Annotated in this window: 28 protein-coding genes and 2 tRNA genes; 19 read left to right on the plus strand and 11 right to left on the minus strand. The window is 74.0% G+C overall.

What is annotated here, in order from left to right:
• Positions 1 to 72: 72 nt before the first annotated feature.
• Together NHH00_RS07045 and NHH00_RS07050 are read right to left on the minus strand one after the other, a co-directional pair.
• Positions 73 to 435 carry a hypothetical protein gene (locus tag NHH00_RS07045; RefSeq protein ID WP_253051146.1) on the minus strand — a complete coding sequence of 121 codons (363 nt, stop codon included), beginning with the start codon at positions 433 to 435 and terminating at the stop codon, positions 73 to 75.
• Complete coding sequence (locus NHH00_RS07050) at positions 428 to 1,411, minus strand: DUF4349 domain-containing protein (protein WP_253051147.1); 984 nt, start codon at positions 1,409 to 1,411, stop codon at positions 428 to 430. Before NHH00_RS07050 ends, NHH00_RS07045 begins: the two co-directional genes overlap by 8 nt.
• 156 nt (positions 1,412 to 1,567) lie before the next feature.
• Between NHH00_RS07050 and NHH00_RS07055 the strand changes: the two genes are divergently transcribed.
• From NHH00_RS07055 to NHH00_RS07095, 9 genes are all read left to right on the plus strand, one after another.
• Complete coding sequence (locus tag NHH00_RS07055; protein WP_308202282.1) at positions 1,568 to 2,443, plus strand: PfkB family carbohydrate kinase; 876 nt, start codon at positions 1,568 to 1,570, stop codon at positions 2,441 to 2,443.
• 131 nt (positions 2,444 to 2,574) lie between these two features.
• Positions 2,575 to 3,735, plus strand: a complete 1,161-nt coding sequence (locus tag NHH00_RS07060; RefSeq protein WP_082141568.1) for an ROK family transcriptional regulator — start codon at positions 2,575 to 2,577, stop codon at positions 3,733 to 3,735.
• A 198-nt stretch (positions 3,736 to 3,933) separates the two neighbouring features.
• A complete protein-coding gene (locus tag NHH00_RS07065) occupies positions 3,934 to 5,247 on the plus strand; it encodes an extracellular solute-binding protein (RefSeq protein WP_253051149.1) in 1,314 nt (437 codons plus the stop codon).
• A 150-nt stretch (positions 5,248 to 5,397) separates the two neighbouring features.
• Complete coding sequence (locus tag NHH00_RS07070; protein ID WP_253051150.1) at positions 5,398 to 6,354, plus strand: carbohydrate ABC transporter permease; 957 nt, start codon at positions 5,398 to 5,400, stop codon at positions 6,352 to 6,354.
• Positions 6,351 to 7,283, plus strand: a complete 933-nt coding sequence (locus tag NHH00_RS07075) for a carbohydrate ABC transporter permease (protein ID WP_374614528.1) — start codon at positions 6,351 to 6,353, stop codon at positions 7,281 to 7,283. Before NHH00_RS07070 ends, NHH00_RS07075 begins: the two co-directional genes overlap by 4 nt.
• 1 nt (position 7,284) lies before the next feature.
• Positions 7,285 to 8,313: an ROK family protein gene (locus NHH00_RS07080; protein WP_253051151.1), complete on the plus strand. Its 1,029-nt coding sequence runs from the start codon at positions 7,285 to 7,287 to the stop codon at positions 8,311 to 8,313.
• The gene (gene nagB, locus NHH00_RS07085) at positions 8,313 to 9,095 is read left to right on the plus strand and encodes a glucosamine-6-phosphate deaminase (protein WP_253051152.1); all 783 of its coding nucleotides are present in this window, start codon (positions 8,313 to 8,315) and stop codon (positions 9,093 to 9,095) included. Before NHH00_RS07080 ends, nagB begins: the two co-directional genes overlap by 1 nt.
• A 184-nt stretch (positions 9,096 to 9,279) precedes the next feature.
• Positions 9,280 to 9,615, plus strand: coding sequence for a DUF3039 domain-containing protein (locus NHH00_RS07090; RefSeq protein ID WP_141388733.1), 336 nt, complete (start codon positions 9,280 to 9,282; stop codon positions 9,613 to 9,615).
• Positions 9,612 to 11,465 (plus strand): DEAD/DEAH box helicase, encoded by a 1,854-nt coding sequence (locus NHH00_RS07095; protein WP_253051153.1) that lies wholly within the window; start codon positions 9,612 to 9,614, stop codon positions 11,463 to 11,465. Before NHH00_RS07090 ends, NHH00_RS07095 begins: the two co-directional genes overlap by 4 nt.
• 19 nt (positions 11,466 to 11,484) lie before the next feature.
• Here NHH00_RS07095 and NHH00_RS07100 read toward each other — a convergent pair whose 3' ends face one another.
• Complete coding sequence (locus tag NHH00_RS07100) at positions 11,485 to 12,912, minus strand: nicotinate phosphoribosyltransferase (RefSeq protein ID WP_290444919.1); 1,428 nt, start codon at positions 12,910 to 12,912, stop codon at positions 11,485 to 11,487.
• A gap of 113 nt (positions 12,913 to 13,025) precedes the next feature.
• Between NHH00_RS07100 and clpS the strand changes: the two genes are divergently transcribed.
• The 6 genes from clpS to rdgB all read left to right on the plus strand — a co-directional run bounded on the left by clpS (position 13,026) and on the right by rdgB (position 17,269).
• Positions 13,026 to 13,313: an ATP-dependent Clp protease adapter ClpS gene (gene clpS, locus NHH00_RS07105; protein WP_253051450.1), complete on the plus strand. Its 288-nt coding sequence runs from the start codon at positions 13,026 to 13,028 to the stop codon at positions 13,311 to 13,313.
• Positions 13,310 to 13,975, plus strand: coding sequence for a DUF2017 family protein (locus NHH00_RS07110; protein WP_253051154.1), 666 nt, complete (start codon positions 13,310 to 13,312; stop codon positions 13,973 to 13,975). The genes clpS and NHH00_RS07110 overlap by 4 nt, the downstream gene beginning before the upstream one ends.
• 111 nt (positions 13,976 to 14,086) lie before the next feature.
• The gene (gene murI / locus NHH00_RS07115) at positions 14,087 to 14,890 is read left to right on the plus strand and encodes a glutamate racemase (protein WP_253051155.1); all 804 of its coding nucleotides are present in this window, start codon (positions 14,087 to 14,089) and stop codon (positions 14,888 to 14,890) included.
• Positions 14,890 to 15,720, plus strand: a complete 831-nt coding sequence (locus NHH00_RS07120; RefSeq protein WP_253051156.1) for an MBL fold metallo-hydrolase — start codon at positions 14,890 to 14,892, stop codon at positions 15,718 to 15,720. The genes murI and NHH00_RS07120 overlap by 1 nt, the downstream gene beginning before the upstream one ends.
• Before the next feature lie 92 nt (positions 15,721 to 15,812).
• The gene (gene rph, locus NHH00_RS07125; protein WP_253051157.1) at positions 15,813 to 16,583 is read left to right on the plus strand and encodes a ribonuclease PH; all 771 of its coding nucleotides are present in this window, start codon (positions 15,813 to 15,815) and stop codon (positions 16,581 to 16,583) included.
• Positions 16,580 to 17,269, plus strand: a complete 690-nt coding sequence (rdgB, locus tag NHH00_RS07130) for an RdgB/HAM1 family non-canonical purine NTP pyrophosphatase (protein WP_253051158.1) — start codon at positions 16,580 to 16,582, stop codon at positions 17,267 to 17,269. The genes rph and rdgB overlap by 4 nt, the downstream gene beginning before the upstream one ends.
• Before the next feature lie 107 nt (positions 17,270 to 17,376).
• Here the strand turns inward: rdgB and NHH00_RS07135 are convergent, their stop codons facing one another.
• Entirely contained in the window at positions 17,377 to 17,850 is a 474-nt protein-coding gene (locus NHH00_RS07135; protein WP_253051159.1) for a DUF3054 domain-containing protein, read from the minus strand.
• A gap of 110 nt (positions 17,851 to 17,960) precedes the next feature.
• On the opposite strand from NHH00_RS07135, the gene NHH00_RS07140 reads away from it, so the two are divergent.
• Positions 17,961 to 19,595 (plus strand): ABC-F family ATP-binding cassette domain-containing protein, encoded by a 1,635-nt coding sequence (locus NHH00_RS07140; protein WP_253051160.1) that lies wholly within the window; start codon positions 17,961 to 17,963, stop codon positions 19,593 to 19,595.
• Between the two features lie 98 nt (positions 19,596 to 19,693).
• Here NHH00_RS07140 and NHH00_RS07145 read toward each other — a convergent pair whose 3' ends face one another.
• From NHH00_RS07145 to NHH00_RS07165, 5 genes are all read right to left on the minus strand, one after another.
• A complete protein-coding gene (locus NHH00_RS07145) occupies positions 19,694 to 20,236 on the minus strand; it encodes a flavodoxin family protein (RefSeq protein WP_253051161.1) in 543 nt (180 codons plus the stop codon).
• A 146-nt stretch (positions 20,237 to 20,382) separates the two neighbouring features.
• Positions 20,383 to 21,045: a Pr6Pr family membrane protein gene (locus NHH00_RS07150; protein ID WP_253051162.1), complete on the minus strand. Its 663-nt coding sequence runs from the start codon at positions 21,043 to 21,045 to the stop codon at positions 20,383 to 20,385.
• Positions 21,042 to 21,611, minus strand: coding sequence for an NUDIX hydrolase family protein (locus NHH00_RS07155; protein WP_087471623.1), 570 nt, complete (start codon positions 21,609 to 21,611; stop codon positions 21,042 to 21,044). The genes NHH00_RS07150 and NHH00_RS07155 overlap by 4 nt, the downstream gene beginning before the upstream one ends.
• A 41-nt stretch (positions 21,612 to 21,652) precedes the next feature.
• Positions 21,653 to 23,278, minus strand: coding sequence for an aminotransferase class V-fold PLP-dependent enzyme (locus NHH00_RS07160; protein WP_253051163.1), 1,626 nt, complete (start codon positions 23,276 to 23,278; stop codon positions 21,653 to 21,655).
• Positions 23,244 to 24,689, minus strand: a complete 1,446-nt coding sequence (locus NHH00_RS07165) for an MFS transporter (protein WP_253051164.1) — start codon at positions 24,687 to 24,689, stop codon at positions 23,244 to 23,246. The genes NHH00_RS07160 and NHH00_RS07165 overlap by 35 nt, the downstream gene beginning before the upstream one ends.
• Before the next feature lie 133 nt (positions 24,690 to 24,822).
• Between NHH00_RS07165 and trxA the strand changes: the two genes are divergently transcribed.
• The gene (gene trxA / locus NHH00_RS07170; RefSeq protein ID WP_253051165.1) at positions 24,823 to 25,206 is read left to right on the plus strand and encodes a thioredoxin; all 384 of its coding nucleotides are present in this window, start codon (positions 24,823 to 24,825) and stop codon (positions 25,204 to 25,206) included.
• A 224-nt stretch (positions 25,207 to 25,430) separates the two neighbouring features.
• Here trxA and NHH00_RS07175 read toward each other — a convergent pair.
• Positions 25,431 to 25,512: transfer RNA gene (locus tag NHH00_RS07175), tRNA-Leu, on the minus strand.
• Between the two features lie 99 nt (positions 25,513 to 25,611).
• Positions 25,612 to 26,088, minus strand: a complete 477-nt coding sequence (bcp, locus tag NHH00_RS07180; RefSeq protein WP_253051166.1) for a thioredoxin-dependent thiol peroxidase — start codon at positions 26,086 to 26,088, stop codon at positions 25,612 to 25,614.
• A gap of 74 nt (positions 26,089 to 26,162) precedes the next feature.
• On the opposite strand from bcp, the gene NHH00_RS07185 reads away from it, so the two are divergent.
• Positions 26,163 to 26,543 (plus strand): GroES family chaperonin, encoded by a 381-nt coding sequence (locus tag NHH00_RS07185; RefSeq protein ID WP_374614536.1) that lies wholly within the window; start codon positions 26,163 to 26,165, stop codon positions 26,541 to 26,543.
• Positions 26,544 to 26,659: 116 nt separating this feature from the next.
• Positions 26,660 to 26,735: transfer RNA gene (locus NHH00_RS07190), tRNA-Lys, on the plus strand.
• The last annotated feature ends 47 nt before the right edge of the window (positions 26,736 to 26,782 follow it).

Raw genomic sequence — 26,782 nt, forward strand, 5'->3', positions numbered from 1 at the left:
GGCCCGCACCCCTCGAGGGTGCGGGCCGTCGTCGTCCAGCGGGTCCTTTCGTGGCCCGGAGCGGGGCGCCCGTCACCACCCGTGCTGCGCCCAGGCGGCGGCCGCCTCCTCGCCGTCGAGCCACTCGAGCCGCAGCCGCCGTCCCCGCACGACGAGGCCGTCGTCGTCCTCGCGGGGGAGCGGCGGCGCCTCGGGGTCGTCGCTGTACAGGTCCTCGGCCAGGGCCGGGTCGGCGTCGTCGAGGTGGGCACGCCACTGGACGCGCGGCTCGGGGTTGACGTGCCGCGGAAAGGCGGACGGGCCGACGGTGTCCCAGTGCGTGCACACGCGCGTCACGAGGTGCCCGACCAGCCGCGGCTCGCCGTCGTCCGTGTCGTGCCAGAGGCGGGCGACGCGCCCGGTCGGCGGGGTCTCGGCGATCGTCGGGTCAGTCATGGGTGGACGCACCGACGAGCGGCCCGCGGCTCGCCGCGGGAGCGTCGGGGCCGTCGTCGGGCCCCGGGCGGTCGGCGTCTTCCGGCGGCGTGCCGCCGTCCTGGGCTCGCCGCCGCAACCGGCGCAGGACCCAGCGCACGACGAGCAGCACCGCTCCGGCGACCACGAGCCACGGGAGCAGGGCACCGAGGACGACGACGAGCCCGTTGAGCGTGGCGAGCAGGGCGTTCCAGCCGTTCTGCAGGCCCCCGAGGAAGCCGCCGGGGGCGAGCTGCTCGGCAGGCGCGACCTGCACGAGCGTGACGTGCAGGGTCGACATCGAGACCTGGTCCGTGAGCGCCGCCCGCTGCGACTGGAGCGACTCCAGCTCGGCCTGGCGCGTCGTGAGCTCCTGCTCCGCGGCGAGCAGGTCCGCGGTCGTGGCGGCGTCGCCCATGAGCGTGCGCAGCCGTTCGACGGACGTCGTCAGGGCGTCGACGCGGGCGTCCAGGTCGCGCGCGGTCCCGGTCACGTCGACCGCCTCGATCGACAGGTCGCGCACCTCGCCCACCTGGTCGAGCGCGTCGACGGTGGCGGTCGTCTGCGCCGACGGCACGCGGATCGTGAGCTCGGCCGACGCGCGCGCGTCGCCCTCGGGCTCCGACTGCCGCCTGCCCTCGACCCGGCCGCCCGCGCTCTCCGCGAGGTCGGCGACCGCGTCGGCCGCCGCCGACGGGTCGGCGGCCACGACCGTGACCGACCCCGTGGTGACGATCTCCCGGTCGGCCGCGGCGACGGCGCCCTCGTCCCCGGGAGCGATCCCCGAGGACGCGTCGCCGGGGCCGTCGGCCGCGCCGCTCTCCGCGACCTCCGAGACCGCGCCGCCGTCGTCCACGGAGTACGACGCCATGTCGCCCGAGGCGGCGGAGCAGCCCGCCAGGAGGGCGCCGCCGAGCAGGAGCGCCACGACGACGGCGAAGGGGCGAGTGGTCCGCATGCTGCGAGAGTAGGGGGCCAAGCGCGCGAACCGGACACCGGGCGCGACATCGTGACCGTCTTGTGAACTGGCCGTGATCCAACCGCAGCGCGACGTCCCCGACCGTGGACGGCGGCGCGCTCCGGAGCCCCGGCACGGCAGGATGGTCGCGTGCTCGTGTGCTGCGGTCTCGTGACCCTCGACGTCGTCCAGGTGGTCGACGCGCTGCCGCGTCCCGACGAGAAGGTCGTCGCGCGGTCGCTGTCCGCGACCTTCGGCGGGCCTGCCGCCAACGCCGCCGCGACGGCCGTCGCGCTCGGAGTCCCCACGCGGCTCGTCACCGCGGTCGGGGGCGGGCCGTTCGCCGCGGTCGTGCGGCGCGAGCTCGCGGACTGCGGGGTCGACCTGGTCGACGCCGCGGGGGAGGCGGCCGGCGGGCGCCTCGCCGTCTCGACCGTGCTCGTCACGGAAGGCACGGGCGAGCGCGCCGTCGTGAGCACCAACGCGTCCGGGTTCGGCGATCTCGCCGCCCGCGCCACGGTCGACGGCCCGGGGCTCCTCGACGGCGTCGGGCCGGGTGACGTCCTGCTGCTGGACGGGCACCTGCCGGGCCTCGCGCTCGAGATGGCTCGGCAGGCGCGCGAGCGGGGCGCGGCCGTCGTGCTCGACGGCGGGTCGTGGAAGCCGGACGCGGCCCGGATGATCGGACTGTGCGACGCGGTGGTGGTGTCGGCGGACTTCCGGTCTCCGGGGGGCGGGGCGGGGGAGGTGCTCGCCGCGGTCGCGGCGCTCGGCCCGCGGTTCGTCGCCCGGACGCGCGGCCCGCGTCCCGTCGAGGTGCTCGACGCGGGGGAGCGCTACGAGCTCGCGGTCCCCGAGCCGGAGCGCGTCGTCGACACCCTCGGTGCGGGTGACGTGGTCCACGGCGCGTTCGCGGCGGCGGTGTCGCGCGGTGCGTCGTGGCGGGCCGCGCTCGAGCAGGCGGTCGTCGTGGCCTCGCGCTCGGTGGAGCATCCGGGCGCGCGGGGCTGGGTCGACGCGGCGACGTCCTGAGGGGACGGGCGGGTCTACGGGCCACCTGGGGCGGGACCCAGGTCCCGCAGCGCGGGCCGATCGGCAACGTTTCGGTCACGAAGCCGCGAGAAAGTTGACAGCCACTTAGTAAAGGCAGTCTACTAACAAACATGACAACGGCAGTCACCGGGACCGGAGCACCGAGGAGGCGTCTGAGCACAGGGCTCAGGCCGACCTCGAAGGTGCTGCCCGAGCACGCTCGGGCCCACAACCGGTCCCTCGTGCTGCAGCACCTGTTCCACGAGGGACCCACCTCGCGCGCCGACCTGGCGCGCGCCACGTCCCTCACCCGGGTGACGATCTCGGACCTCGTGTCCGTGCTCATCGCGGAGGGCCTCGTCGAGGAGCTCGGCGTCCGCCCGGGCCAGCGCGTCGGCAAGCCCGCGATCCTCGTCGGGATGCGCACCAGCGCGTACCAGATCGTCTCCGTGGACCTCACCGACGACGAGGTGCTGCGCGGCGCCGTCCTCACGCTCACGGGCGACTTCGTCGTCCGGCAGAGCCTGGCGGTCGACGGCCGCACCGGCACCGAGCTGGTCGACCTCCTCACACGCTTCTGCCGCGGCCTCATCGCGTCCGCCACCCAGCCGGTCATCGGCGTGGGGATCGGCTCGCCCGGCGTCGTCGACGCCGAGGGTCGCGTCATCGAGGCGCCCAACCGCCGCTGGTACGACGTCCCGCTCGCCGCGCAGCTCACCGAGCGGCTCGGCCTCGCGGTCCACGTGGCCAACGACGCGAACATCGCCGCGCTCGGCGAGTTCACGTTCGGCGGCGCGGCCGGTGACGGCCTGCTCGTCCTCACTGTGGGCGAGGGCGTGGGCGCCGGGATCATGGTCGACGGCGCACGGGTGCGCGGGCACGCGGACGCGGCCGGCGAGCTGGGTCACGTGACCGTCGTCGACGACGGCGAGCCGTGCGCCTGCGGGCGCCGCGGCTGCCTGGAGACCGTCCTGTCCGTGCCGGCGCTGCGCCGCGCGGTGGACGGGCTCGACACCGAGGCTTCCGACGCCGTCCTGGCGTCGGTGGGCAGGACGCTGGGCATCGCTCTGGCACCTGTCGTCAGTGCGCTCAACCTCGCGGAGGTGCTCGTCAGCGGTCCTGCGGACCTGCTCGACGGGCCTCTGCGCGAGGCGGCGTTCGAGACCATCCGCTCCCGCACGATGCCGGTCATCGGCAGCGGGCTCCAGGTGCGGATGGCCACGCTCGACGAAGACGTCGTCCTTGCCGGGGCAGCCGTCCTCGTCCTGTCCGGACAGCTGGGGGTCTCATGAGCCGACGACGCTCGGACTGACCCCCACCGCCCGACCGGGGCCGGGCCCGCCCCAGCCCCTCAGACCTCCTGGGGAACCCCAGAGCAGCACCCCCAGGAACGCAGTACCCCTGCATGCGCTCGATTACGCAGGACTCCTGCCACACCTCCGGTGGCGTCACCGACGCCGCCACCAAGAATCACCGAGAGGAAGCACCCAGTGAAGAGGAACCGTCTCGTCGTCGCCTCCGTGGCGTCGACGATCACCCTGGCGCTCGCGCTGACCGCCTGCAGCACCGGCGGCGGCAGCGACGACAACGGCTCCGGCGAGACCGAGGCTGCGACCGGCGACATCCGCGTCTGGCTCAACGGCTCGGACACGCCCGACGCCGCCCGTGACTACCTGAAGACGACCTTCGAGAAGGAGAACCCGGGCAGCACCCTCACGATCGAGGAGCAGTCCTGGACCGGTCTCGTCGACAAGCTCACCACGTCGCTCTCCGGGTCGGACAGCCCGGACGTCGTCGAGGTCGGCAACACGCAGTCCCCGGCGTTCACGTCCGCGGGCTACTTCCGTGAGATCACCGCGGAGGAGTTCGAGTCCCTGGGCGGCGACGACCTGCTCCCCGGCTTCGTCGAGGCCGGCGACTGGGACGGCAAGCACTACGCCCTGCCGTACTACGCGGGCTCGCGTGCGGTGTTCTACACGCCGCAGGTGACCGGCGGCGCGGAGATCCCGGCGACGCTCGACGACTACGTCGCGAGCGCGAAGGCGCTGACCACGGACACCGTCTCGGGCGTGTACTGGCCCGGCCAGGACTGGTACAACGCTCTCCCGTTCATCTGGGAGAACGGTGGCTTCATCGCCGAGCAGAACGCCGACTCGGGCGAGTGGGAGGCGGGCTTCTCGACCGAGGGCGGCCTCGCCGGCCTGGCTCAGGTCCAGGACCTCATGACCACGGCGTCGCACGCCCCGAAGGACGGTCAGGAGACCGACCTCCAGGTGCCGTTCTGCGAGGGCACGGTCGCGTACGTGTCGGCTCCGACCTGGATCGCCGGAACGATCAAGTCCCCGCAGGCGCCGGAGGACCCGAACGCGACGCCTGGCTGCGTCGAGACCTACGGCTCCGACCTCGCGGCGTTCCCGCTCCCGGGCAAGACCGCCGGTGAGCCGGCGGCCGTCTTCGCCGGTGGCTCGAACATCGCCGTGGCCCAGAAGTCGAACAACCCCGAGCTCGCGTACAAGGCGTTCGAGATCATGATGAGCGACGAGTACCAGACGATCCTCGCCCAGGCGAACATGATCCCGGCGAAGAAGTCCCTCGCGAGCGAGGTGCCGCAGGAGGACCCGATCGCCCAGGCCGGTGTCGCGGCCGCGCAGAACGCGCGCCTCACCCCGCCGTCGCCCAAGTGGGCCGACGTCGAGGCGCAGAACGTGCTCCAGACCGCCTTCACGCGGATCGCCAACGGTGACGACGTGAACACCGTCGCCAAGGACCTGGACGCGAAGATCGAGGAGATCCTCAACAGCTGAGCCCGTCCGGTGGCGCCCGGCTCGTCCGGGCGCCACCGGAGGCTCGAGCCGTCAGGGGTGGGGTCTCCTCGTGGGAGCCCCCACCCCTTCCCATGACGGGCCGTCGGCACGTCCCCGCGCACCACCGCGCACCCCTGACGGAGTGAGGAAATGAGCTCAACCACCCTCGAACCCCGCACCGAGCGCCCCGGCGCGCCCGTGCGCCCCCCCAAGAAGCGGCGTCCACCGGTCCTGCCCTGGACGCTCCTCGTCCCCAGCCTCGTCGTGCTGGGGGTGCTGGTCGGGTACCCGATCGTCCGACTGATCGTCATGTCGTTCCAGGAGTACGAGCGGGCCCAGCTCATGGGCCAGCCCGCCGAGTGGGTCGGCTTCGACAACTACGTCCAGGTCCTCACGGACGTCGACGGCTTCTGGACCGTGCTGCTGCGCAGCTTCTTCTTCATGGTCGTCTGCGTCGCGCTCACGATGCTCCTGGGCACGCTCATCGCTCTGCTCATGATGCGGCTCGGCAAGGGCTTCCGCCTGCTGGTCTCGGTCGGCCTGCTCCTCGCCTGGGCCATGCCCGCTCTCGCCGCGACGATCGTCTGGGGCTGGATCTTCGACACCCAGTACGGCGTGATCAACAACCTCCTGACGAAGATCACCGGCGACAACTGGATGGGCCACTCGTGGCTCCTCAACCCGCTCCAGTTCTTCCTCATCGCCACGATCGTCATCGTCTGGGGAGCGGTCCCGTTCGTCGCCTTCACGATGTACGCGGGCCTGACGCAGATCCCCGGCGAGGTGCTCGAGGCCGCGCAGCTCGACGGCGCGGGTCCGGTCCAGCGCTTCCGTCTCATCATGATCCCCTACGTGCGCAGCATCATCACGGTGCTCATCGTGCTGTCGATCATCTGGGACCTGCGGGTGTTCACACAGATCTACGCACTCCAGGGCGTGGGCGGTGACCGCGAGAAGACGAACACCATCGGCGTGTACATCTACCAGATGGGTATGGCGCAGGGGCACTACGGGCTGGCCAGCGCGATCTCGGTGATCTTCGTCTTCATCATGCTCGCCATCTCCTTCTACTACGTGCGTCAGACGATCCGGGAGGAAGAACTGTGAGCACCATCTCGACCACCCCCCGGGCCGCGGTACGTCACGCCTCGGTCGCGGGCAAGCCGACGCAGCGCAAGAACCGCGAGACGCAGCGCAAGAAGGCCGCCAACGTCGGCTTCGCGATCATCGCGATCATCGTCTTCGTGGCCTCGATCTTCCCGGTCTACTGGATGATCAACACCTCGTTCCTGCCGTCGAGCCTCATCCGCGGCACGGACCTCCACTTCTTCCCGACGCCGGACGTCTTCACCCTGAACAACTACGTGTCGGCGTGGACCGACACCTCGCGCGCCCCGCTGCCGCCGGCGATGGGGAACTCGATCATGGTGACGTTCTTCACCCTCGTCATCGCGATGGTGCTCGGCTTCCTCGCGTCGCTCGCGGTCACGCGGTTCCGGTTCAAGGGTCGTCGCGCCTTCATCATCGCGGTCCTCGTGGTCCAGATGATCCCGGGCGAGGCGATGATGATCTCGATCTTCCGGATCATCGACGGCTGGCAGATGCTCAACACGATCGTCGGTCTGGGCATCGTGTACGTGTCCGGCGTGCTGCCGTTCACGATCTGGACGCTGCGCGGGTTCGTCAACGGCGTGCCCGCCGAGCTCGAGGAGGCCGCCATGATCGACGGCTGCTCGCGCGGCAGGGCGTTCTGGAAGATCACGTTCCCGCTCCTCGCCCCGGGCCTCGTCGCGACGGGCGTGTTCGCCTTCATCCAGGCGTGGAACGAGTTCGTCATGGCGCTGATCATCATGAACCGCCCCGAGTCGATGACGCTGCCCGTGTGGCTGCGGACGTTCCAGCAGGCGACCCAGGCGACCAACTGGGGAGCCCTCATGGCAGGTTCGGTGATCATCGCCGTTCCCGTGGTGGTCTTCTTCCTCATCGTCCAGGGTCGGATGACCGGTGGTCTCGTCTCGGGTGCGGTGAAGGGCTGACGTGAGCGACCTGAGCACGGCTGCCTCGCTGAACGGCGAGGCAGCCGCAGCCCTGGCCGGACGCTCCGGCCCCGAGGACACGTCGCGGTGCGACGGCTCGGGGACCGGGAGCGCGGTCGGTCTCGACATCGGCGGGACCAAGGTGCTCGCCGCCTTCCTCGGGCCCGACGGCGTCGCGCGGGAGACCCTGCGCCTGCCGACGGTGCGCGGGCCGCAGGGCGTCGTGTCCAGCGCGGCCCGTGCCGTCCGCGAGGTGGTGCGCCGCGCGGGTGCCGAGCTCGAGGACGTCGACGGCGTCGGCGTCGGCGTGCCGGGACTGGTGGACCCCGAGGACGGCTCGGTCATGCACGCCGTCAACCTCGGCATCGAGGGTGGGCGCTTCGCGCTCGCCGAGGCGCTGTCGGCGGAGCTCGGTGGTGTCCCGGTCCAGGTCGACAACGACCTCAACGTCGCCGCGCTCGGTGCGTCGCACCTGCGCGGGGACGACGGGTCGGACCTCGCGTTCCTCGCGCTGGGGACCGGTCTCGCTGCCGGGATCGTGCTGGGTGGTGAGCTGCGGCGGGGCGTGAGCGGCGCGGCGGGCGAGATCGGGCACATCCCGATCGACCCGCACGGGCCCGAGTGCGCGTGCGGCCAGCGGGGGTGCGTCGAGGTCTACGCCTCCGGCTCCGCGGTGTCCGCGCGGTGGCCGTCGCGCCACGGTCGACCCGCGCCGGCGGAGCTCTTCGAGGCGGCCGCCGCGGGCGACCCGGAGGCGATCCGGATCAAGGACGAGTTCGCGTCCGCCGTCGCCTCGGCGGTGCGGATCCTCGAGCTGACGGTCGACGTCCGTCACGTCGTGCTCGGCGGCGGCGTGTCCGCCCTGGGGCAGCCGCTCCTCGACGCCGTGCGCGCTGCGCTCGACGCGCAGTCGAGCACGTCCCCGTTCCTGTCCTCGTTGCGTCTCGCCGAGCGGGTCTCGCTCGCTCCGGCGGACGTCCCCGTCGCCGCGGTGGGCGCTGCCCTCGTCGGCCGTCGAAAGGTGAAGTGATGGAGGTCGTGATCGCTCCGGCGGAGCGGTTGGCGGTGCTGGCTGCGGACGCGATCGAGAAGGTGGTGCGGTCGCGGCCGGAGTCGGTGCTGGGGCTGGCGACGGGTTCGTCGCCGCTGAAGGTGTACGACGAGCTGGCGCGGCGCCATCGTGAGGGCGGGTTGTCGTTCGCGGGTGTCAAGGCGTTCATGCTGGACGAGTACGTGGGCCTGCCGGTGGAGCATCCGGAGCGGTACCGGAACGTGATCGAGACGGAGATCGCCTCGCGGGTGGACTTCGCCCCGGGCGCGGTGCAGGGACCGGACGGCAACGCCGAGGACCTGGTCGCGGCGTGCGCGGCGTACGAGGAGGCGATCGCGGGGGCCGGGGGCGTGGACCTGCAGATCCTGGGGATCGGGACGGACGGCCACATCGCGTTCAACGAGCCGGGGTCGTCGCTGGCGTCGCGGACGCGGATCAAGACGTTGACGGCGCAGACCCGCGAGGACAACGCGCGGTTCTTCGGCGACGACGTGGAGCGGGTGCCGCGGCACTGCCTGACGCAGGGGCTGGCGACGATCATGTCGGCGCGGCACCTGGTGCTGCTGGCGACGGGCAAGGGCAAGGCGGAGGCGGTGCACCAGCTCGTGGAGGGTCCGATCTCGGCGTTGTGGCCCGCGACGATCATGCAGATGCACCCGCACGCGACGGTCCTGGTCGACGACGCGGCGGCCTCGCGCCTGCAGCTCGGGGACTACTACCGCCAGACGTACGCGTCCAAGCCGGACTGGCAGGGCCTGTAGACCCTCCGCCGATGAACTCTCGTGGGCCGTGGCCCGCGAGGCACAGCCGCCCGCCGGCGCGCGGTCCACGCCCCTGGACCGCCGCGCCGGCGGGCTCTCTCGTCTTTCGTGCCCGGGTTCCGTGCGTGCCGACCGATGACGTGGTGCCACCCGGGTGTCGGCGCCCCGACGTAGACTTCCCTCCATGATCGAACTCCGCGCGAGCACTCCCCCCGGAGGTCCTGAGGACCCGTTCCGGAACCCTGCGACCGAGCCGACGACCGGCACGTCGACCGGGGTGCTCGAGCGCGAGGAGACGCGCGAGCAGACCGAGCCGGGCGACCACGAGCGCTTCGCGCACTACGTGCGCAAGGAGAAGATCATGGAGTCCGCGCTCTCCGGCAAGCCGGTGATCGCGCTGTGCGGCAAGGTCTGGGTTCCCGGCCGCGACCCGAACAAGTTCCCCGTGTGCCCCACGTGCAAGGAGATCTACGAGGGACTGCGAGACCCGCAGGACGGCGAGGGTGACTCCGGCAAGTGAGCGGGGAGCACCACACGACGTCCACCGGTCACTCCGCCTCCGACACCCGTAGCAGGACCACCCCGCCCGCGCCGCAGAGCCCTTCGTCCGCGGCGGCGTCGCACCTCTCGCCCGCGTTCCCGCGTCGCGCCCCGTGGGGCTCGGCGTCGAAGCTGCGTGCGTGGCAGGCCGAGGCCCTCGAGCTGTACCGCACGCGTGCGCCGCGGGACTTCCTCGCCGTCGCGACCCCCGGGGCGGGCAAGACCACGTTCGCCCTGCGCGTCGCGACCGAGCTGCTCGAGCAGGGGATCGTGCGCCGGGTGACGGTCGTCGCGCCGACCGAGCACCTCAAGCACCAGTGGGCGGACGCCGCGGCGCGCGTCGGCATCCGGATCGACCCGAACTTCCGCAACAGCCAGGGGCGGCACGGCGCCCACTACGACGGCGTCGCGCTGACCTACGCGCAGATCGCCGCCAAGCCCGCGCTGCATGCGGCACGGACGACCGCCGACCGGACGCTCGTCATCCTCGACGAGGTGCACCACGGCGGCGACGCGCTGTCGTGGGGCGACGCGGTGCGCGAGGCGTTCGAGGACGCGACGCGTCGTCTCGCGCTCACGGGGACGCCCTTCCGCTCCGACACCGCGGCGATCCCGTTCGTCGAGTACGAGCGCGGCCCCGACGGCATCCGCCGCTCGCGCGCGGACTACACGTACGGCTACGGCGACGCGCTGCGCGACCACGTCGTGCGACCCGTGCTCTTCCTGTCGTACTCGGGGAACATGCGCTGGCGGACGAAGGCCGGCGACGAGGTGAGCGCGCGCCTCGGCGAGGCGCTCACCAAGGACATGACCGGCCAGGCGTGGCGCACGGCGCTCGACCCGAACGGCGAGTGGATCCCGTCGGTCCTCGCGGCGGCCGACAAGCGGCTGACGGAGGTGCGTCGCGCGATCCCCGACGCCGGGGGACTGGTCATCGCCACCGACCAGACCGACGCGCGCGCCTACGCGGGTCACCTCGCGCGCATCACCGGGAAGTCCCCGACCGTCGTCCTCTCCGACGACGACGGGGCGAGCAGCCGGATCGAGGAGTTCTCCGACGGCGACGGCCGGTGGATGGTCGCCGTGCGCATGGTGTCGGAGGGCGTGGACGTCCCGCGCCTCGCCGTCGGCGTGTACGCGACCTCGACGGCGACCCCGCTGTTCTTCGCGCAGGCCGTCGGGCGGTTCGTGCGGGCGCGCAAGCGGGGCGAGACGGCGTCGGTGTTCCTGCCGAGCGTCCCGCACCTGCTGGAGCTCGCGAACGGGCTCGAGATCGAGCGCGACCACGCGCTCGACCGGCCGCTCACCGCGGAGGAGCAGGGAGAGGGGTTCAACCCCGAGGACGCGCTCCTGGCGGAGGCGAACCGCGAGGACAAGGCGTCGGGCGAGCTCGTCCAGGGCTCGTTCGAGGCGCTCGAGGCGCAGGCCTCGTTCGACCGCGTGCTGTTCGACGGCGGCGAGTTCGGCACGGGCGCGGACGTCGGGTCGGACGAGGAGCTCGACTTCCTCGGCCTGCCGGGCCTCCTCGACGCCGACCAGGTCACCACGCTGCTGCGTCAGCGCCAGGCGGACCAGATGAGCGCCCGCTCGAAGTCCAGCCAGTCGGCGGAGCGGGAGCGGTCCGAGATGGACCACCGTCGGGCCGCGGAGCTCCGCAAGGAGCTCCAGCAGCTCGTCTCCGCGTGGTCCCGCCGGAGCGGGCAGCCGCACGGATCGGTGCACACCGAGCTGCGCCGCCGCTGCGGCGGACCCGAGGTCCCGCTCGCGACGGTCGAACAGCTCGACGCCCGTGTCGCGACCGTCCGCGGCTGGTTCGTCGGCAAGCGGTAGTCGACACCGTCCCCGCGCGTCAGGGGAGCGTGTGCACGACCGTCGGGATCGCGGGGTCGCCGGCGGACAGGCGTCGTGCGCCGCGGGGCAGCTCGGCGCGGGCCTCGCGGTGGCGGTGCGCCGCGTTCTGGACGCCGTAGGACCCGACCCAGCGGGAGTCGACCGCGCCGTCGACGACGAGCGGGACCTGGAGCGGGCGCAGGTCGCCGTCGTCGGGCTCCCACTCCTGGACCGGGAGGTCGGCGCCCGTGACGACGACCTCCTCGACCGCGCGCCCGTCGACGTCGAACCGGCGCGCGGCGACCTTGCGCCCGCCGGTGCTGGTCTTGGCCGTGGACGCCTTGGCGACGGGCTGGAGCACGCCGGTGGAGTCGGCGCGCGCGACGAGCTTGTAGACCATGCCGCACGTCGGCGCGCCGGAGCCGGTGACGAGCGAGGTGCCGACGCCGTAGGAGTCCACGGGGGCGGCGGCGAGCGACGCGATGGCGTACTCGTCGAGGTCGGACGTGACGGTGATCTTCGTGTCGTGCGCACCGAGCGAGTCGAGCTGGCGCCGCACCTCGACGGCGAGGACACCGAGGTCGCCCGAGTCGAGACGGACGGCGCCGAGGCGCCCGCCGGCGGCCCGGACCGCGTTCTGGACCCCCTTGCGCACGTCGTAGGTGTCGACGAGGAGCGTGGTCTCGGGCCCGAGGGAGGCGACCTGCGACGCGAAGGCGGACTCCTCGTCGTCGTGCAGGAGCGTGAAGGCGTGCGCGGCCGTGCCGATGGTCGCGAGCCCGTAGCGGCGTCCTGCCTCGAGGTTCGAGGTCCCGGCGAACCCGCCGACGACGGCGGCACGCGCCGCGGCGACGGCGGCCTGCTCGTGCGCTCGCCGCGCGCCCATCTCGAGGCAGGGGCGCTCGACGGCGGCGCTCGTCATGCGCGACGCGGCGGACGCGACCGCGGAGTCGTAGTTGAGGATCGACAGCACGAGCGTCTCGAGCAGGACCGCCTCGGCGAACGTGCCCTCGACGGTCATCACGGGGGAGTGCGGGAAGAAGACCTCGCCCTCGGCGTACCCGGTGATCGTCCCGGTGAACCGATACCCGGCGAGGAACTCGAGGGTGCGGTCGTCGACGACGGACTGCGCGTGCAGCCAGTCGAGCTCCTCGGCCCCGAAGCGGAACGACGAGAGCGCCTCGAGGACGCGTCCGGTCCCCGCGAGGACCCCGTAACGCCGCCCGGGGGGCAGGCGGCGCGTGAAGACCTCGAACAGGCAGTGCCGGTCGGCGGTGCCGTCCGCGAGCGCGGCCTGGAGCATCGTCAGCTCGTAGCGGTCGGTGAGCAGGGCGGTCGACGCGACCGGCCGGTACGGCGGGCGCTGCGGGACCGGGCCGGCCTGTCCCGGCGAGGCAGCGCTGTCGGTCGGGGAGAGGGCGACGCTGCCCGGATCGGCGAGGCTCATGCGGAATACGGTAGGGCAGCGACGGGCACGACGGGTGTCGACAGGCCCACGAATACAGTGGTGGCGTGAGCCCCCAGCCGATCTTCACCCGCGCCGTCGGCGCGCGGGCGTCCGTGACCGTGCCCGAGGAGGCGACCCGGGTCGACGAGTCCGTCCTCCCCGACAGCCCGTGGGTCACCCTCGTGTGGAACGACCCGGTCAACCTCATGAGCTACGTCGCGTACGTGTTCGAGTCCTACTTCGGGTACGCCGCGGAGCGCGCCCACGAGCTCATGCTCCAGGTGCACCAGGAGGGTCGTGCCGTCGTGTCGACGGGCGACCGCGAGCGCATGGAGGTCGACGTGCAGGCGATGCACTCGTACGGGCTGTGGGCGACGCTCCAGAAGGACGGCGAGCAGTGAGGCCGTTCCGCGCGGAGGCGCACGGGTACGTCGCAGAGCTCGAGCCGTCGGAACGGATCGTGCTGGCCCAGCTCGCGGGCGACGTCGCGCAGATGCTCCAGGAGGGCGTGCCCGGTCGGGTGCCGGGGGAGCCCGGGCCGTCCGGGCCCGGCGACGGGTGGTCGCCCCCCGGCTGGACGGGCCCGGTGCCCGGTGGGCACGGGTCGGACGCGACGCCCCCGCCCGACCCGGCGGTGCGTCGTCTGCTCCCGGACGCGTCGGACGACGTCGAGGTGGCTGCCGAGTTCCGGCGGTTCACGCAGGACGACCTCGCGGCGCGCAAGGTCGGGCGGCTGGTGCGGCTGGCGCGCCTGCTCGTGGACGCGGAGCCCGCCGAGGTGGCCCCGTTCACGGTCGCGCGCGACGAGGCCGAGGACGTGGCGGGGGCACTGACGGACGTCCGCCTCGTGCTCGCGGAGCGGCTCGGCCTGCGGACCGACGAGCAGGTCGAGGGCTTGTACGACGAGCTGGACCGCGAGGGCGACGACGGCCCGGACGACGGCGAGGTGGGCGGCGCGCCGCGCCGCTTCCTCGTGAGCGTGTTCCTGCTCACGGGACTGCTCCAGGAGTCGCTCGTGGACGGCATGCTCGCCGACCTGCGCGCGGGGCGCGGCCGGCCCTGAGGGTCGTGCCGCGCGTCGGGCCGGACGAGCGACCGCCCTGTGGGCGCTGCCACAGGCGGCAGCCGCGGTTCGGTGCGCCCCGCGCGTGGGCGCGCCAGTAGGCTCGGGCGGGTGAACGACGCTCCCATCGGGATCTTCGACTCGGGCGTGGGCGGCCTGACCGTCGCGCGCTCGATCCTGGACCAGCTCCCGAACGAGTCCCTCCTCTACATCGGGGACACCGCGAACGGCCCCTACGGGCCCAAGCCGCTCGCGGCGGTCCGGGCGATGGCGCTGGCGATCATGGACCAGCTCGTCGACGACGGCGTGAAGATGCTCGTCATCGCGTGCAACTCGGCCTCCTCGGCGGTCCTGCGCGACGCCCGCGAGCGGTACACGCAGCGTCACGGCCTGCCGGTCGTCGAGGTGATCCTCCCGGCGGCGCGGCGCGCGGTCGCGGCGACGCGCTCGGGGCGGATCGGGGTCATCGGGACGCGCGCCACCATCACGTCGAGGTCCTACGAGGACGCGTTCGCCGTCACGCCGGGCCTGCACCTGACGACCCAGGCGTGCCCGGACTTCGTGCCCCTCGTCGAGCAGGGCGTGACGTCGGGGCCCGAGGTGCTGGAGGTCGCGCACCGCTACCTCGACCCGGTCAAGGCGGCGGGCGTCGACACCCTCGTGCTCGGGTGCACCCACTACCCCCTCCTGACGGGCGCGATCTCCTACGTCATGGGCGAGGAGGTCACGCTCGTGTCGAGCGCGGAGGAGACCGCCAAGGACGTCTACCGCACGCTCGTCGCGCACGACCTCGAGCGCTCGCGCGACGCGGGGCCGCCGCAGCACCGCTTCCTCGCGACGGGCAGCGCGGAGCCGTTCGAGCACCTGGCCCGCCGCTTCCTCGGCCCCGAGGTGCTCCGCGTGGAGGCGGCCTGATGCGCCTCGTCACGGTCGGGTGCTCGGGGTCGTTCGCCGGGCCGGAGTCGCCCGCGTCGTCGTACCTCGTCCAGGTCCCGGCCGCCGAGGCCGCGGCCGCGGGCTTCGAGGCGCGCGAGTGGAACGTCGTGCTCGACCTCGGGAACGGGTCGCTGGGTGCGCTCCAGCGGTTCGTGGACCCGCTCGACCTCGACGCGGTCGCGCTGTCGCACCTGCACCCCGACCACTTCGTCGATGTCTGCGGGCTGTACGTCTACCTGCGCTACCACCCCGAGCGCGGCTCGACCCGGACCGGCGTGCCGAGCCGGTTGACGGTGCTCGGTCCGTCGGGGACGGCCGCGCGCATCGAGGCGGCGTACGGCGCCGAGCCGGGCGACGGGATGGCCGAGGAGCTCGACGTGCGGGTCTGGGACCCCGGCGCGCCCGTCCAGGTCGGGCCGCTCACGCTGGAGCCCTACCGCGTGTTCCACCCCGTCGAGGCGTACGGCGTGCGGGTCACCGGGCCCTCGTCCGCGCGGCCCGGCGAGCGGGCCGTGCTCGCGTACACGGGCGACACCGACGCGTGCGGCGGCGTCGTCGAGCTCGCGCGGGACGCCGACCTGCTGCTGTCGGAGGCCGCGTTCCACGAGGGCCGCGACGACGGCGTCGAGCGCGGCATCCACCTCACGGGGCGTCGCGCGGGCGAGGTCGCGACGGCGGCCGGCGCGCACCGCCTGGTGCTGACGCACCTCCCGGCGTGGAACGACCCCGAACGCTCCCGCGCGGAGGCGCGCGAATCGTACGCGGGTCCGGTCGACGTCGCGACGACGGGCGCGGTGTTCGACCTCTAGTCCCTGAGTGCGGGGGACCTGTCGCCCGCCCGGCGTCGTGACGACAGACACCCCGCACTCAGCGGGTGCCGGGCGGTCGGTAGGGTGGCGGCATGACCATCCCCGCATCGTCCTCGGACACGGGCGCGCGCCTGCGCGCCGACGGCCGCACGCCCGACCAGCTCCGCCCCGTGACCATCACCCGCCACTGGCTCGACCAGGCCGAGGGCAGCGTGCTCGTCGAGTTCGGTCGCACGCGCGTGCTGTGCGCGGCGTCGTTCACGGAGGGCGTGCCGCGCTGGCGCAAGGGGTCGGGCGAGGGCTGGGTCACCGCCGAGTACGCGATGCTGCCGCGCGCGACGAACGAGCGCAGCCAGCGCGAGTCGGTCAAGGGCAGGATCGGCGGGCGCACGCACGAGATCTCGCGTCTCATCGGCCGGTCCCTGCGCGCGATCATCGACGTCTCGGCGCTCGGCGAGAACACGATCGTGCTCGACTGCGACGTCCTCCAGGCCGACGGCGGCACGCGCACCGCGGCGATCACCGGCGCCTACGTCGCGCTCGCCGACGCCGTCGCGTGGGGCCAGCGGCACGGCCACATCACGGGCGGCAAGCCCGTGCTGACCGACTCCGTCGCGGCGGTGAGCGTCGGGATCATCGACGGCACGCCCATGCTCGACCTCCCGTACGTCGAGGACGTGCGCGCCGAGACGGACATGAACGTCGTCGTCACGGGCTCCGGGACGTTCGTCGAGGTGCAGGGCACGGCGGAGCACGCGCCGTTCGACCGTGCCGAGCTCGACGCGCTGCTCGACCTCGCGGTGGCAGGCACGGCCGACCTCACCGCGATCCAGCGCGCGGCGCTCGCGGCGGACGCGCGGTGAGCGGCGCGCCCGCGGCGACGGGCGTCGTCGTGCCCGACGGCGCGCGCCTCGTCCTCGCGACGCACAACCCGGGCAAGATCGCCGAGCTGCGCGCCATCCTGGCCGCTGAGCTCGACGCGCACCCGGGGCTCGAGCTCGCGCCCGAGGCGATCGTCGGCGCGGGCGACGTGGGCGCGCCCGAGCCGGTCGAGGACGGCGTGACGTTCGCGGAGAACGCGCTCATCAAGGCGCGCGCGCTCGTCGCGGCCACGGGGCTGCCCGCCGTCGCGGACGACTCGGGCCTCGCCGTCGACGTGCTCGGCGGCGCCCCCGGGATCTTCTCGGCGCGCTGGGCCGGGCGGCACGGCGACGACGTCGCGAACCTCGAGCTCCTGCTCGCCCAGCTCGGCGACGTGCCCGCCGAGCACCGGGCCGCGGGCTTCGTGTGCGCGGCGGCGCTCGTCACGCCGGACGGCACCGAGGTGGTGCGCACCGGCGAGATGCGCGGGACCCTGCTCACCGCACCGCGCGGTGAGAACGGGTTCGGGTACGACCCGATCCTCCTGCCGGACGAGCAGCCGGACCCCGGCGCGCCCGACCGCTCCGCGGCCGAGCTCAGCCCCGCGGAGAAGAACGCCGTCAGCCACCGGGGCAAGGCGTTCCGCGCGCTCGCCCCCGAGATCGTGACCGTGCTCTCGGCGAGGTAGAGGCCCGGTCCGGAGAGGGAGAGGCCCGGTACGGCGAGGGAGAGGCCCGGTCCCCGACCACGCCTCTCCCTCGGGCGACCACGCCTCTCCCTCGGGCGACCACGCCTCTACCTCGGGGCGCGGGCCGCGCGGAGGCGCGTGACGAGCGTGGCGACGAGGCGCCACCCGACGAGCGTCGCGAGCAGGAACAGCGCGGAGACCACGAGGAACGGCACGGCGAGGCCCTCGCCCGTCAGGGCCCGCAGGGCCATGCCGACGGCCCACGTCAGCGCCCACGCGCCGACACCGACGGGCCAGGGCGCGAGCGGGCGTCGCCACGCGCGCAGCACGACCCACGCGACCGCGAGGCCGACGAGGAACGGCCATGCGATGCCGGCGACGGCGGTGAGAGGACTGTCCGCGGAGTGGGTCGCGCGGCCACCGGCGGCGAAGGCGAGGACGCTCACGACGTCGAGCACGACGGCGAGCGTCACGGCCCCGGCCGTGGCCCGGGCCGTCGGGGGCGCCGACGTCGTCCCGGGGGTACCGGCGGCGGGAGACGGGACGTTCGCGTGGTCCGGTCCGGAGGGCGCGGTGCTCATGGGCTCGACCGTACCCCGCTCGCGAGATCGGCCCGTACGGTCGAGATCGACCCTCGGGAGGTCGATCTCGCGCCGCGGGGGCCGATCTCGCGGACCATAAGGTAGTCCCCGTGCATCTTGCCGCCGACGACCTCGCCTTCGCCTACCCCGGACGACCCGTCCTCGACGGGGTCGGGGTGCGCGTCGCGGCGGGGACGCGGCTCGGGGTGGTGGGGGAGAACGGCACGGGCAAGTCGACGCTGCTGCACGTGCTCTCGGGGGACCTCGCGCCGAGCCGCGGGGAGGTCCGGCGCGCGGGCTCGCTCGCGCTCGTCGAGCAGGAGCTCGCGATCGCGCCGGGCCAGACGGTCGGCACGCTCGTCGCCGCGACGCTCCGCGGGCTGCGGGCGGTCGCGGCGGAGCTCGAGGCGGCAGCACGCGACTTCGACCACGAGGCCGGCGATCTCGCCGAGCTCACGGAGATCCTCGGGCGGGCCGAGCACCTCGCCGTGTGGGACGCGGACCGGCGCGTCGACGTCGCGCTCTCGCGGCTCGGCGCGTGCCGCGACCGGGACCGCGAGCTCGCGACCCTGTCCGTCGGCGAGCGCTACCGCGTGCGGCTCGCGTGCCGGCTCGCCGAGCGTGCCGACCTGCTCCTCCTCGACGAGCCGACCAACCACCTCGACACCGGCGGGATCGACTTCCTCACGGGCGAGCTCGTCGCGTGGCGCGGCGGCGTGGTGATGGTCACGCACGACCGGCAGCTCCTCGACGACGTCGCGACCGAGATCCTCGACCTCGACCCGGCCATGGACGGGAAGCCGGTGCTCTACGGGCAGCCGGGCTACCTGTCCTACCGGTTCGCCAAGAACCAGGCGCTGCACCGCTGGCGCCAGCGGTTCCGTGCGGAGCAGAAGCGCGCGGAGAAGCTCGCGGCGGTGCTCGACGCGTCGTACGAGGGGCTGTCCGACGAGTGGCGCCCGCCCAAGGGCAGCCAGAAGCACCGTCGCGCGACGCGGGCCCGCATCCACGTCAAGGCCGCGGACCGGCGCCTCCAGCAGCTCGAGGCGGAGGCCGTCGAGGTCCCGGTGCCGCCGCTCCAGCTCGTCTTCCCCGAGCTGCCCGCGATGTCGCCGGGCTGGGACCCGGGCGACCCGGTCCTCGAGCTGCGCAGCCCGCGCGTCGGGCCCGACGGCGGCGCGCGCCTCGACCTGCCCGGGACCCGGGTCGCGCTCCCGCCCTCGGGCCGGCTCCTCGTCACCGGGCCGAACGGCAGCGGCAAGTCGACGTTCCTCGCGGCGCTCGCGGGACTGGTGCCCCTCGACCGCGGGGCACGGTCCGTGGTCGACGGCGCACGGCTGGGCGTGGTCGCGCAGGAGGGCCCGGCGCTGCCCCCCGAGGCCGAGGACCGCACCGGGTTCGACGAGTACGCGCGCGAGGCCCTCGAGCTGCTCGACGCGGGACGCCTGGACCCGGACCACCTCGTGCCGGTCGCGTTCCTCGGCCTGCTGACCGAGGAGGACCTGGAGCGCCCGCTGCGCGAGCTGTCCGCGGGGCAGCGGCGCCGATTCGACCTCGCCCGGGCGCTCCTGGCGGCGCCGCACGTGCTGATCCTCGACGAGCCGACCAACCACCTCTCGATCGACCTCGTCGACGAGCTCACGCAGGCGCTGCGGGTCACGCCCGCGGCCGTGGTCGTCGCGACGCACGACCGTCGGATGCGCGAGGACCTCGACGACTGGCCGCGGCTCGAGCTCGGGGGCTGACCCCGGCGGCGAGACCGGCACGACCTGCGACGGCACCGACGCGCGACGGCACGGATCCGCGGCGGCACCGACCCCGATCCCTACCAACCGCGGGAGCCTCAGCGGCCCTCGGCCGGGCTCGCCGCGGGCACGAGCACCTTGCCCAGCGCGCGGCCCCACGCCCGGGCGCGGTCCAGCTCGCCGTCGTCGAGCGGCCCCTCGACGTCCCCGACGTAGAACGACGCCGGGGGAGTGACCAGGCGGAAGCCGGCGCGGCGCAGCACCTTGGCCGCGCCGCGCGCGGCGGAGCCGGGCAGGGGCTTGACCTTGGTGACGCGCGTGTCGAACGTCGCGGCCAGGCGCGTCTCGTCCTGGCGCGGGACGGCCTCGACCCACTCGCGCAGTCCCGTCGCGCGGTCGGACACGTCGCCGCTCGCGCGCTGCACGGCCTCGGCGCGAGTCGTGGGCCGGGTCATGCCGAAGGCGTGGGTCGGGCCGCCGGCGACGACGAGGCCCATGTGCCGGAGCGCCTCGGGGCTCGCCGCGGGGTCGGTCACGTCGACCACCGTCACGCGGACCGTCTCGCTCAGCCCCTCGGCGACGGCCTGCGCGACCCGTTCGCTGTTCCCGTACATCGACTCGTAGACCACTGCGGCATCCATGGCGCGCCCCTTCGTCGAACGCCCGTCCGGACCGGACGGGTCCCCTCCCTCCAGCGTCCGGGCGGGGGCCCGCCCGGCCCAGGGCCGAGCGGACGGAGCGCGGGGGTCGTTGGTCCCTGGCTCGCCGTCGTCCGGTGGACGAGGCGTCAGGGGGCCGGGCGCAGCCGCGCGTCGACGAGGCGCACGACCCACGCCAGCGCGAGGAAGACGACCGCGACGACCGCCGTGTTGACCAGCGCCCGGCCCAGGCCGAGCTCGCCCACGTCGAGGAACGGGTACGGGTACCAGTCCACGACAGCGCCCCGGACGAACGTGTACGCGATCCACACGAGGGGGTAGACGACGGACCACCACACCGTCGCGGCGTCGACCCGGGGGCGCGGACCGACGAGGAGCCACGCCGCGACGGCGAGCACGGGCGCGAGCAGGTGCAGGAGCAGGTTCGAGACCTGGCCGGCGGCGCTCAGCTCGGCGAGACCGCGCAGGACGGTGTTGTAGACGAGGCCGGTGACGGCGATGCACAGCAGCGCGTCGAGGTGCGCGACGCGGAGCACCGGGCCGTCGCGCTCGGGCCGCACCGCGAGGAGGACCGAGACGATCCCGACGAGCAGGTTCGACTGGATCGTGAAGTAGGAGAAGAGGCGCACGAGCCGCTCGGCCTGGCTCGGGGCCGTGCCGGGCCCGTCGACCAGCGCGATGACGAGCTCCATGGCGACGCCCGTGAGTGCGGCGAGCGCCACGAGCGCGTGGAGCACCCGCGCGGCGGCGATCCGGCGTCCGGCCGCCGGGACGCGCGGTGCGCCCGTCACGGGAGGCGGCCCACGTACGCCATCGCCTGGCGCAGCAGCACCCCCTGGCCGCCCCGCATCTCGAGCTGCACCTCGTCGCTGCACGCCTGCTCGGGCGTGAGCCACGCGAGCTCGAGCGCGTTCTGCTGCGGGCGGCAGTCGCCCGTCACCGGCACCACGTACGCGAGCGACACCGCGTGCTGGCGGGGGTCGTGGTAGGAGGTGATGCCCGGCGTCGGGAAGTACTCGGCGACCGTGAACGGCTGCGGCGACGCGGGGACCTGGGGGAGCGCGACCGGCCCCAGGTCCTTCTCGATGTGCCGCAGCAGGGCGTCGCGGATGCGCTCGTGGAACATCACACGGCCGGAGACCAGGGCGCGCGTCATCATGCCCTCCGGCGTGACGCGCAGCAGGAGCCCGACCGCGACGACGTCGCCCGAGTCGTCGACCCGCACCGGGACGGCGTCGACGTAGACGAGCGGGAGCTGCGCACGGGCGACCGCGATCTCCTCCGGGCTGAGCCAGCCCGCGGGCTGCGGGTTCTCGTGGGAGAAGTCGTCGGGCACGAAGTCGGCGGTGTCGGTCACGCGACTGTTCTACCCCGTGCGGTGCGCCGGGGCGAGTCCGCTCACGGCACGGCGGGACTGGCGGGCGGCTCGGCGACCCGCGCGACGATCTCGACGAGCGCCCGTTCCGCCACGGCCGCAGGCAGCACCTCCATGACGGCCATGAGCGGCGCGAGCCGGTCGGGAAGGACGGAGCGTGCCGTCCCGTCGCGCTCACCCCCGTCCGCGGCGAGCGCCACGAGCAGCGCCTGCCAGACGGCGTCGGCGGCGGGTTCCGGCGCAGCGGCGTCGACGCTCGGGGCGAACGCACCGGCGAGCGCCCCGAGGACGGCGCTCACGTCGGGGCGCGGCTCGCCGCGGACGGCGTCGGCCCCCTGGACGAGCGCCGCCACGAGGCCCTCGACGCCCGCCTCCGTCACGGGGGTGACCGTCAGGTGGGTCGTGTGCGGCAGGTGGGTCCCGTCGTCCTGCGCGAGCCCGGGCTGGGGCTGGAGGACCCAGCCGAGCGACCGGACGGCGTCGGCCCACAGGTGCGGGTCGACCTGCCGCGCGGCCGGGACGGACTCGTCGCAGGCCACCGCGACGAGGGGGCCGGTCGGGTGGCCGACGACGCGCAGCCCGTCGATCCCCTCGATCGCCGCGCGCAGCGCCCGGGTCGCGCGCACGCACCGTGCGGTGAGGGCCGTGTACCCGGGCGTCCCGAGGGCCTGGCTCACGGCCCACGCCGCGGCGAGCGGGGCCGCCGAGCGCGAGCCGGACGTCGTCGGGTTGACCACCGGGTAGCCGGGCCAGCCCGTCGTCGCGAAGAACTGGCGGCGCTGCCGGTCGCGGCCGCGCACGAGCAGGACCGACGTGCCCTTGGGGGCGTAGCCGTACTTGTGCACGTCCGCGGAGATGCTCGTCACGCCGGGCACGGAGAAGTCGAACGCGGGCACCTGCTCGCCGCCCGCGCCCTCCCAGAACGGCAGGACCCACCCACCGACGCACGCGTCCACGTGCACCGGCACGCCGCGCGCGGCGGCCGCGGCGGCGACCTCGGCCACCGGGTCGACGACGCCGTGCGGGTACGACGGCGCGGACACGACGACCAGCGCGACGTCGTCGCCGTCGGGCCCGCCGTCGAGCGCCGCGACGAGGTCGGCGGCGGCGAGCGTGCCGGTCGCGGGGTCGACCGGCACGAGCGTGAGGTCGACGTCGAGGTACTGCGCGGCCTTGCGGAACGCCGCGTGCACGCTCACCGGGGCGACGACGCGCGGGCGCACGCCGGGCCGGGCCGCGCGCGCGGCGTCGCGGGCGATCTTCACGGCGAGGAGGCAGCTCTCGGTCCCGCCCGACGTCACCGAGCCCACGACGGCGTCCGGCCCCGCAGCGGGCCCACGGAGCATGGCCCGGGCGAAGGCGACGAGCTCGGACTCCATGACGGCCACCGAGGTGAACGTGGTCGGGTCGAGGCCGTTGACGGGCTGGACCGCGCGGGCGGCCGCGGCGGCGAGCTCGTCGAGCTCGGCGAGACCCGGGTCGTAGACGTAGGACAGGACGCGGCCCCCGTGCGTGGGGGCGTCGGCGGCGCGGAGCGCGGCGAGCCGGTCGAGGATCCCGTCCGTGCGCAGCGGGACGTCGCCCGGCGCGCCCCCGGAGTGCTCCGAGGAGGGGTCAGTCGTGCGCTCGGTCGGTGGAGGCGTGGTCACGCGGCAGCTCCGGTGCTGTGTCGTCGATGTCCCCCTTGCGCAGACCGTACCGTACGAGCGGTACGAGGCTTGTCAGCACCAGGACCGCGGGGACGACCGAGAACGCCAGGGCGATGCCGTCGACGGCCGCGGTCGGCTGCGCCACGGTCTCCCCGGCGCGCGACGACACGTAGCCCGTGATGCCGAGGACGAGCGAGAGCACCGCGGCGCCGAGCGCCATGCCCGTGGTCTCGCCCGCCGTCCAGACGCCGCTGAACGCCCCGCCGCGCCCCTCGCCGTGCGTGCGCGCGTCGTGGGCGATGACGTCCGGGAGCATCGCGAGCGGCAGCGCCTGCATGCCGGCGTAGGCGATCCCGGCGAGGGCCGTCGGGCCGTACACCCACGCGCCGGGCGCCCACAGGAGCGGGACCATCCCCAGTGCGGCGACGGCGAAGAGCACCGTGGCGACGACGAAGCCGCGCTCCTTCCCGTCGCGGCGCGCGAGCCGGGTCCACAGGGGCATGCAGAGCAGGGCGGGGGCGATGAGGGCGGCGAAGAGGTAGCTCACCGCGGCCTCGTCGTGGAGGACGTACCGGGCGACGTACGCCGCCCCCGCGAGCATGAGGCCGGTGGCGACCGCCTGGAGGAAGAACGCGGCGAGCAGCGTGCGGAACGGCCGCGAGCTGCGCAGCGCGTCGAACGCCTCGCGGACCGCGAGGGTCCACGCGCGCGAGGCGGACGTCGAGGCGGCGGGGGCGAGCGGCGTCGTCGTCCCGACGGGCGAGCCCGCGTCCCGGGCGCCCGGCGTGCGTGGGGCGACGCGGGTGGCGACGAGCATCCCGGCGCCGATGACGAGGCCGGACACGACGCCCATGACGAGGTAGCCCGAGGTCGAGTCGCCGCCCCCGCGCAGCGCGGGGCCGCCCGCGCCGAACAGCAGGATCGCGAACGCGAGCGCCGCGACGCGCCACGCGAGCAGCCGCGTGCGGCCGTCGTAGGTGGGGTCGAGCTCGGCCGGCAGGGCGATGTACGGGACCTGGAAGAGCGAGAACGCCGTCGCGGCGAGAAGGAACGCGACGAGCACCCAGATCGCCGCCGCGGTGGGCCCGGCCGCGGCGGGGACGGCGAACGTCAGCGCGAAGAAGACGGGCAGCGTGAGGGCGCCGATCGTCATGAAGCGCCGGCGCGAGCCGGTGCGGGCGAGGTCGCGGTCGGAGCCGTACCCGATGAACGGGTCGATGACGACGTCCCAGACCTTCGCGCCGGTGACGATGAGCCCCGCGACCGCGGCGGGCACCGCGAGCGCGTCGGTCAGGTACACGAGCAGCACGAGGCCGGGCAGGGTGCCGAAGCCCCCGGTGCCGACGGAGCCGGCGGCGTAGCCGGCGATGGTGGCGCGCGAGAGCCGGGGGGAAGCGGTGGCGTTCGTCACAGGGGCAGCGTAGAGGCTGGTCGCGCCCGGGGCGGGTCGAGGTCCACGCCGTGCCGGGAGAGCGAGGGGAATACGTGGGGGAGGATCGTTGCTCTACGAGGCAGACACCCCCACCGTCCCAGGAGGATCATCCATGGCCACGCAGACGCTCACCGAGTCCACCTTCGAGCAGACGATCACCGAGAACGACATCGTCCTCGTCGACTTCTGGGCCGACTGGTGCGGACCGTGCAAGATGTTCGCCCCGGTGTTCGAGGCGTCGTCGGAGGAGAACCCGGACGTGGTGCACGGCAAGATCGACACCGAGGCCGAGCGCGGCCTCGCGGCGGCCGCGAACATCACGTCGATCCCGACGCTCATGGCCTTCCGCGAGGGCATCCTCGTCTTCTCCCAGCCGGGTGCGCTCCCCGCGCCCGCGCTCAAGCAGGTCGTGGACGCCGTCAAGGGCCTCGACATGGACGACGTGCGTCGCCAGATCGCCGCGGCGAACGACGGGACCCCGGCGCAGGACGCCTGACCCGTCCCCGCGCACGCGAACGGCCCGGCACCTGGAGGTGCCGGGCCGTTCGCGTCTCGGTCAGAGGCCGTCGTGCGCGCGCAGGGTGCGCCTCGACGGAAGAAGCCGGTGCCCGCACCGGCAGGGGGCAATGGTGCGGACACCGGCTCTGGCGTCAGGCTAGCCGCCCAACTGGACGGGCGTCCAGTTGGTGGGTGGGTGAAAGAACAGGGTGTCGCTCAGGGTGCGCGAGGCGGGACTCGAACCCGCACGTCCGAGGACACCAGGACCTAAACCTGGCGCGGCTGCCAGTTACGCCACTCGCGCGCGGTGGTCAGTCTACGGCGCGAGCGCTGCGCTCCCGGTCGGGCGACGCGTCCGAGGACGCCGCGCTCGTGCGGGGACGCAGCGCTCGCGCCGCGACGGCTACTTCGGGTCGATGCCCAGGTCGCGGCGCAGCTTGGCCACGTGGCCCGTCGCCTTGACGTTGTACTGCGCGAGCTCGACCGTGCCGTCGGGGTCGACGACGACCGTCGAGCGGATGACGCCCACGACGGTCTTGCCGTAGAGCTTCTTCTCGCCCCACGCGCCGTACGCCTCGAGGACCGTCTTGTCGACGTCGGAGACGAGCGGGAACGTGAGGTGCTCGGCCTCGACGAACGCCGCGATCTTGTCCACGGGGTCGGGGGAGACGCCGACGACCGAGTACCCCGCGCCCTGGAGCGAGGCGAGGCTGTCGCGGAAGTCGCACGCCTCGGTCGTGCAGCCGGGGGTGCCGGCGGCCGGGTAGAAGTAGACGACGACGTGCTTGCCGCGCAGGTCGGAGAGCGTGACGGTGCTGCCGTCGGCGGCGGGCAGGGTGAAGTCGGGAGCGGTGTCGCCGACGGTGAGGCGCGTGGACATGGATCTCCTTCGGTCCGGCCAGGGTGTGGGTTCGAGCGTAGGTGAGGCGTCGCGGCACCGGTAGCGTTGTGGCTGTGAGCAAGACGACGTCCGCGCCCTCCCCCTCCTCGCCCCGTTCGTCCTCCGCCCGGCCGGCGGCCCGTGACCTGCCGATCCGGATGCTGCACGACCGGCTCCTCGTCGACCCGGAGGTCGACGCGAGCGAGCGCCAGAGCTCGGCGGGCCTCGTCATCCCCGCGACGGCCGTGGGCCCGAAGCGCCTGGCGTGGGCCGTCGTCGTCGCCGCTGGTGAGCACGTGCGCCAGGTGGCCGTGGGCGACCGCGTCCTGTTTGACCCGGACGACCGCGCGGAGGTCGAGCTCGGGGGTCGGGACCTCGTGCTGCTGCGCGAGCGCGACGTGCACGCCGTGTCCCAGGAGGTCGAGGAGGACGGCCCGACGGGCCTCTACCTCTAGGCGCGCCTCTCGACGTCGCCACGACGCGCCCCGTCGGAGGCTGTCGCCGACGTCACACGGGGACGGGCGGAACGGATTTTCCCGGCGCGCCCGCGGCTGCTAGTGTTTTCTCTCGCGCGCCATTAGCTCAATTGGCAGAGCAGCTGACTCTTAATCAGCGGGTTCGGGGTTCGAGTCCCTGATGGCGCACCACCACCGATCGGGCCGTCCGCACGCGGGCGGCCTGAGCCGTGCCGGTC

The organism is Cellulosimicrobium cellulans (genome assembly GCF_024124905.1).
In the GTDB taxonomy this organism is placed as follows: Bacteria; Actinomycetota; Actinomycetes; order Actinomycetales; family Cellulomonadaceae; genus Cellulosimicrobium; species Cellulosimicrobium cellulans_G.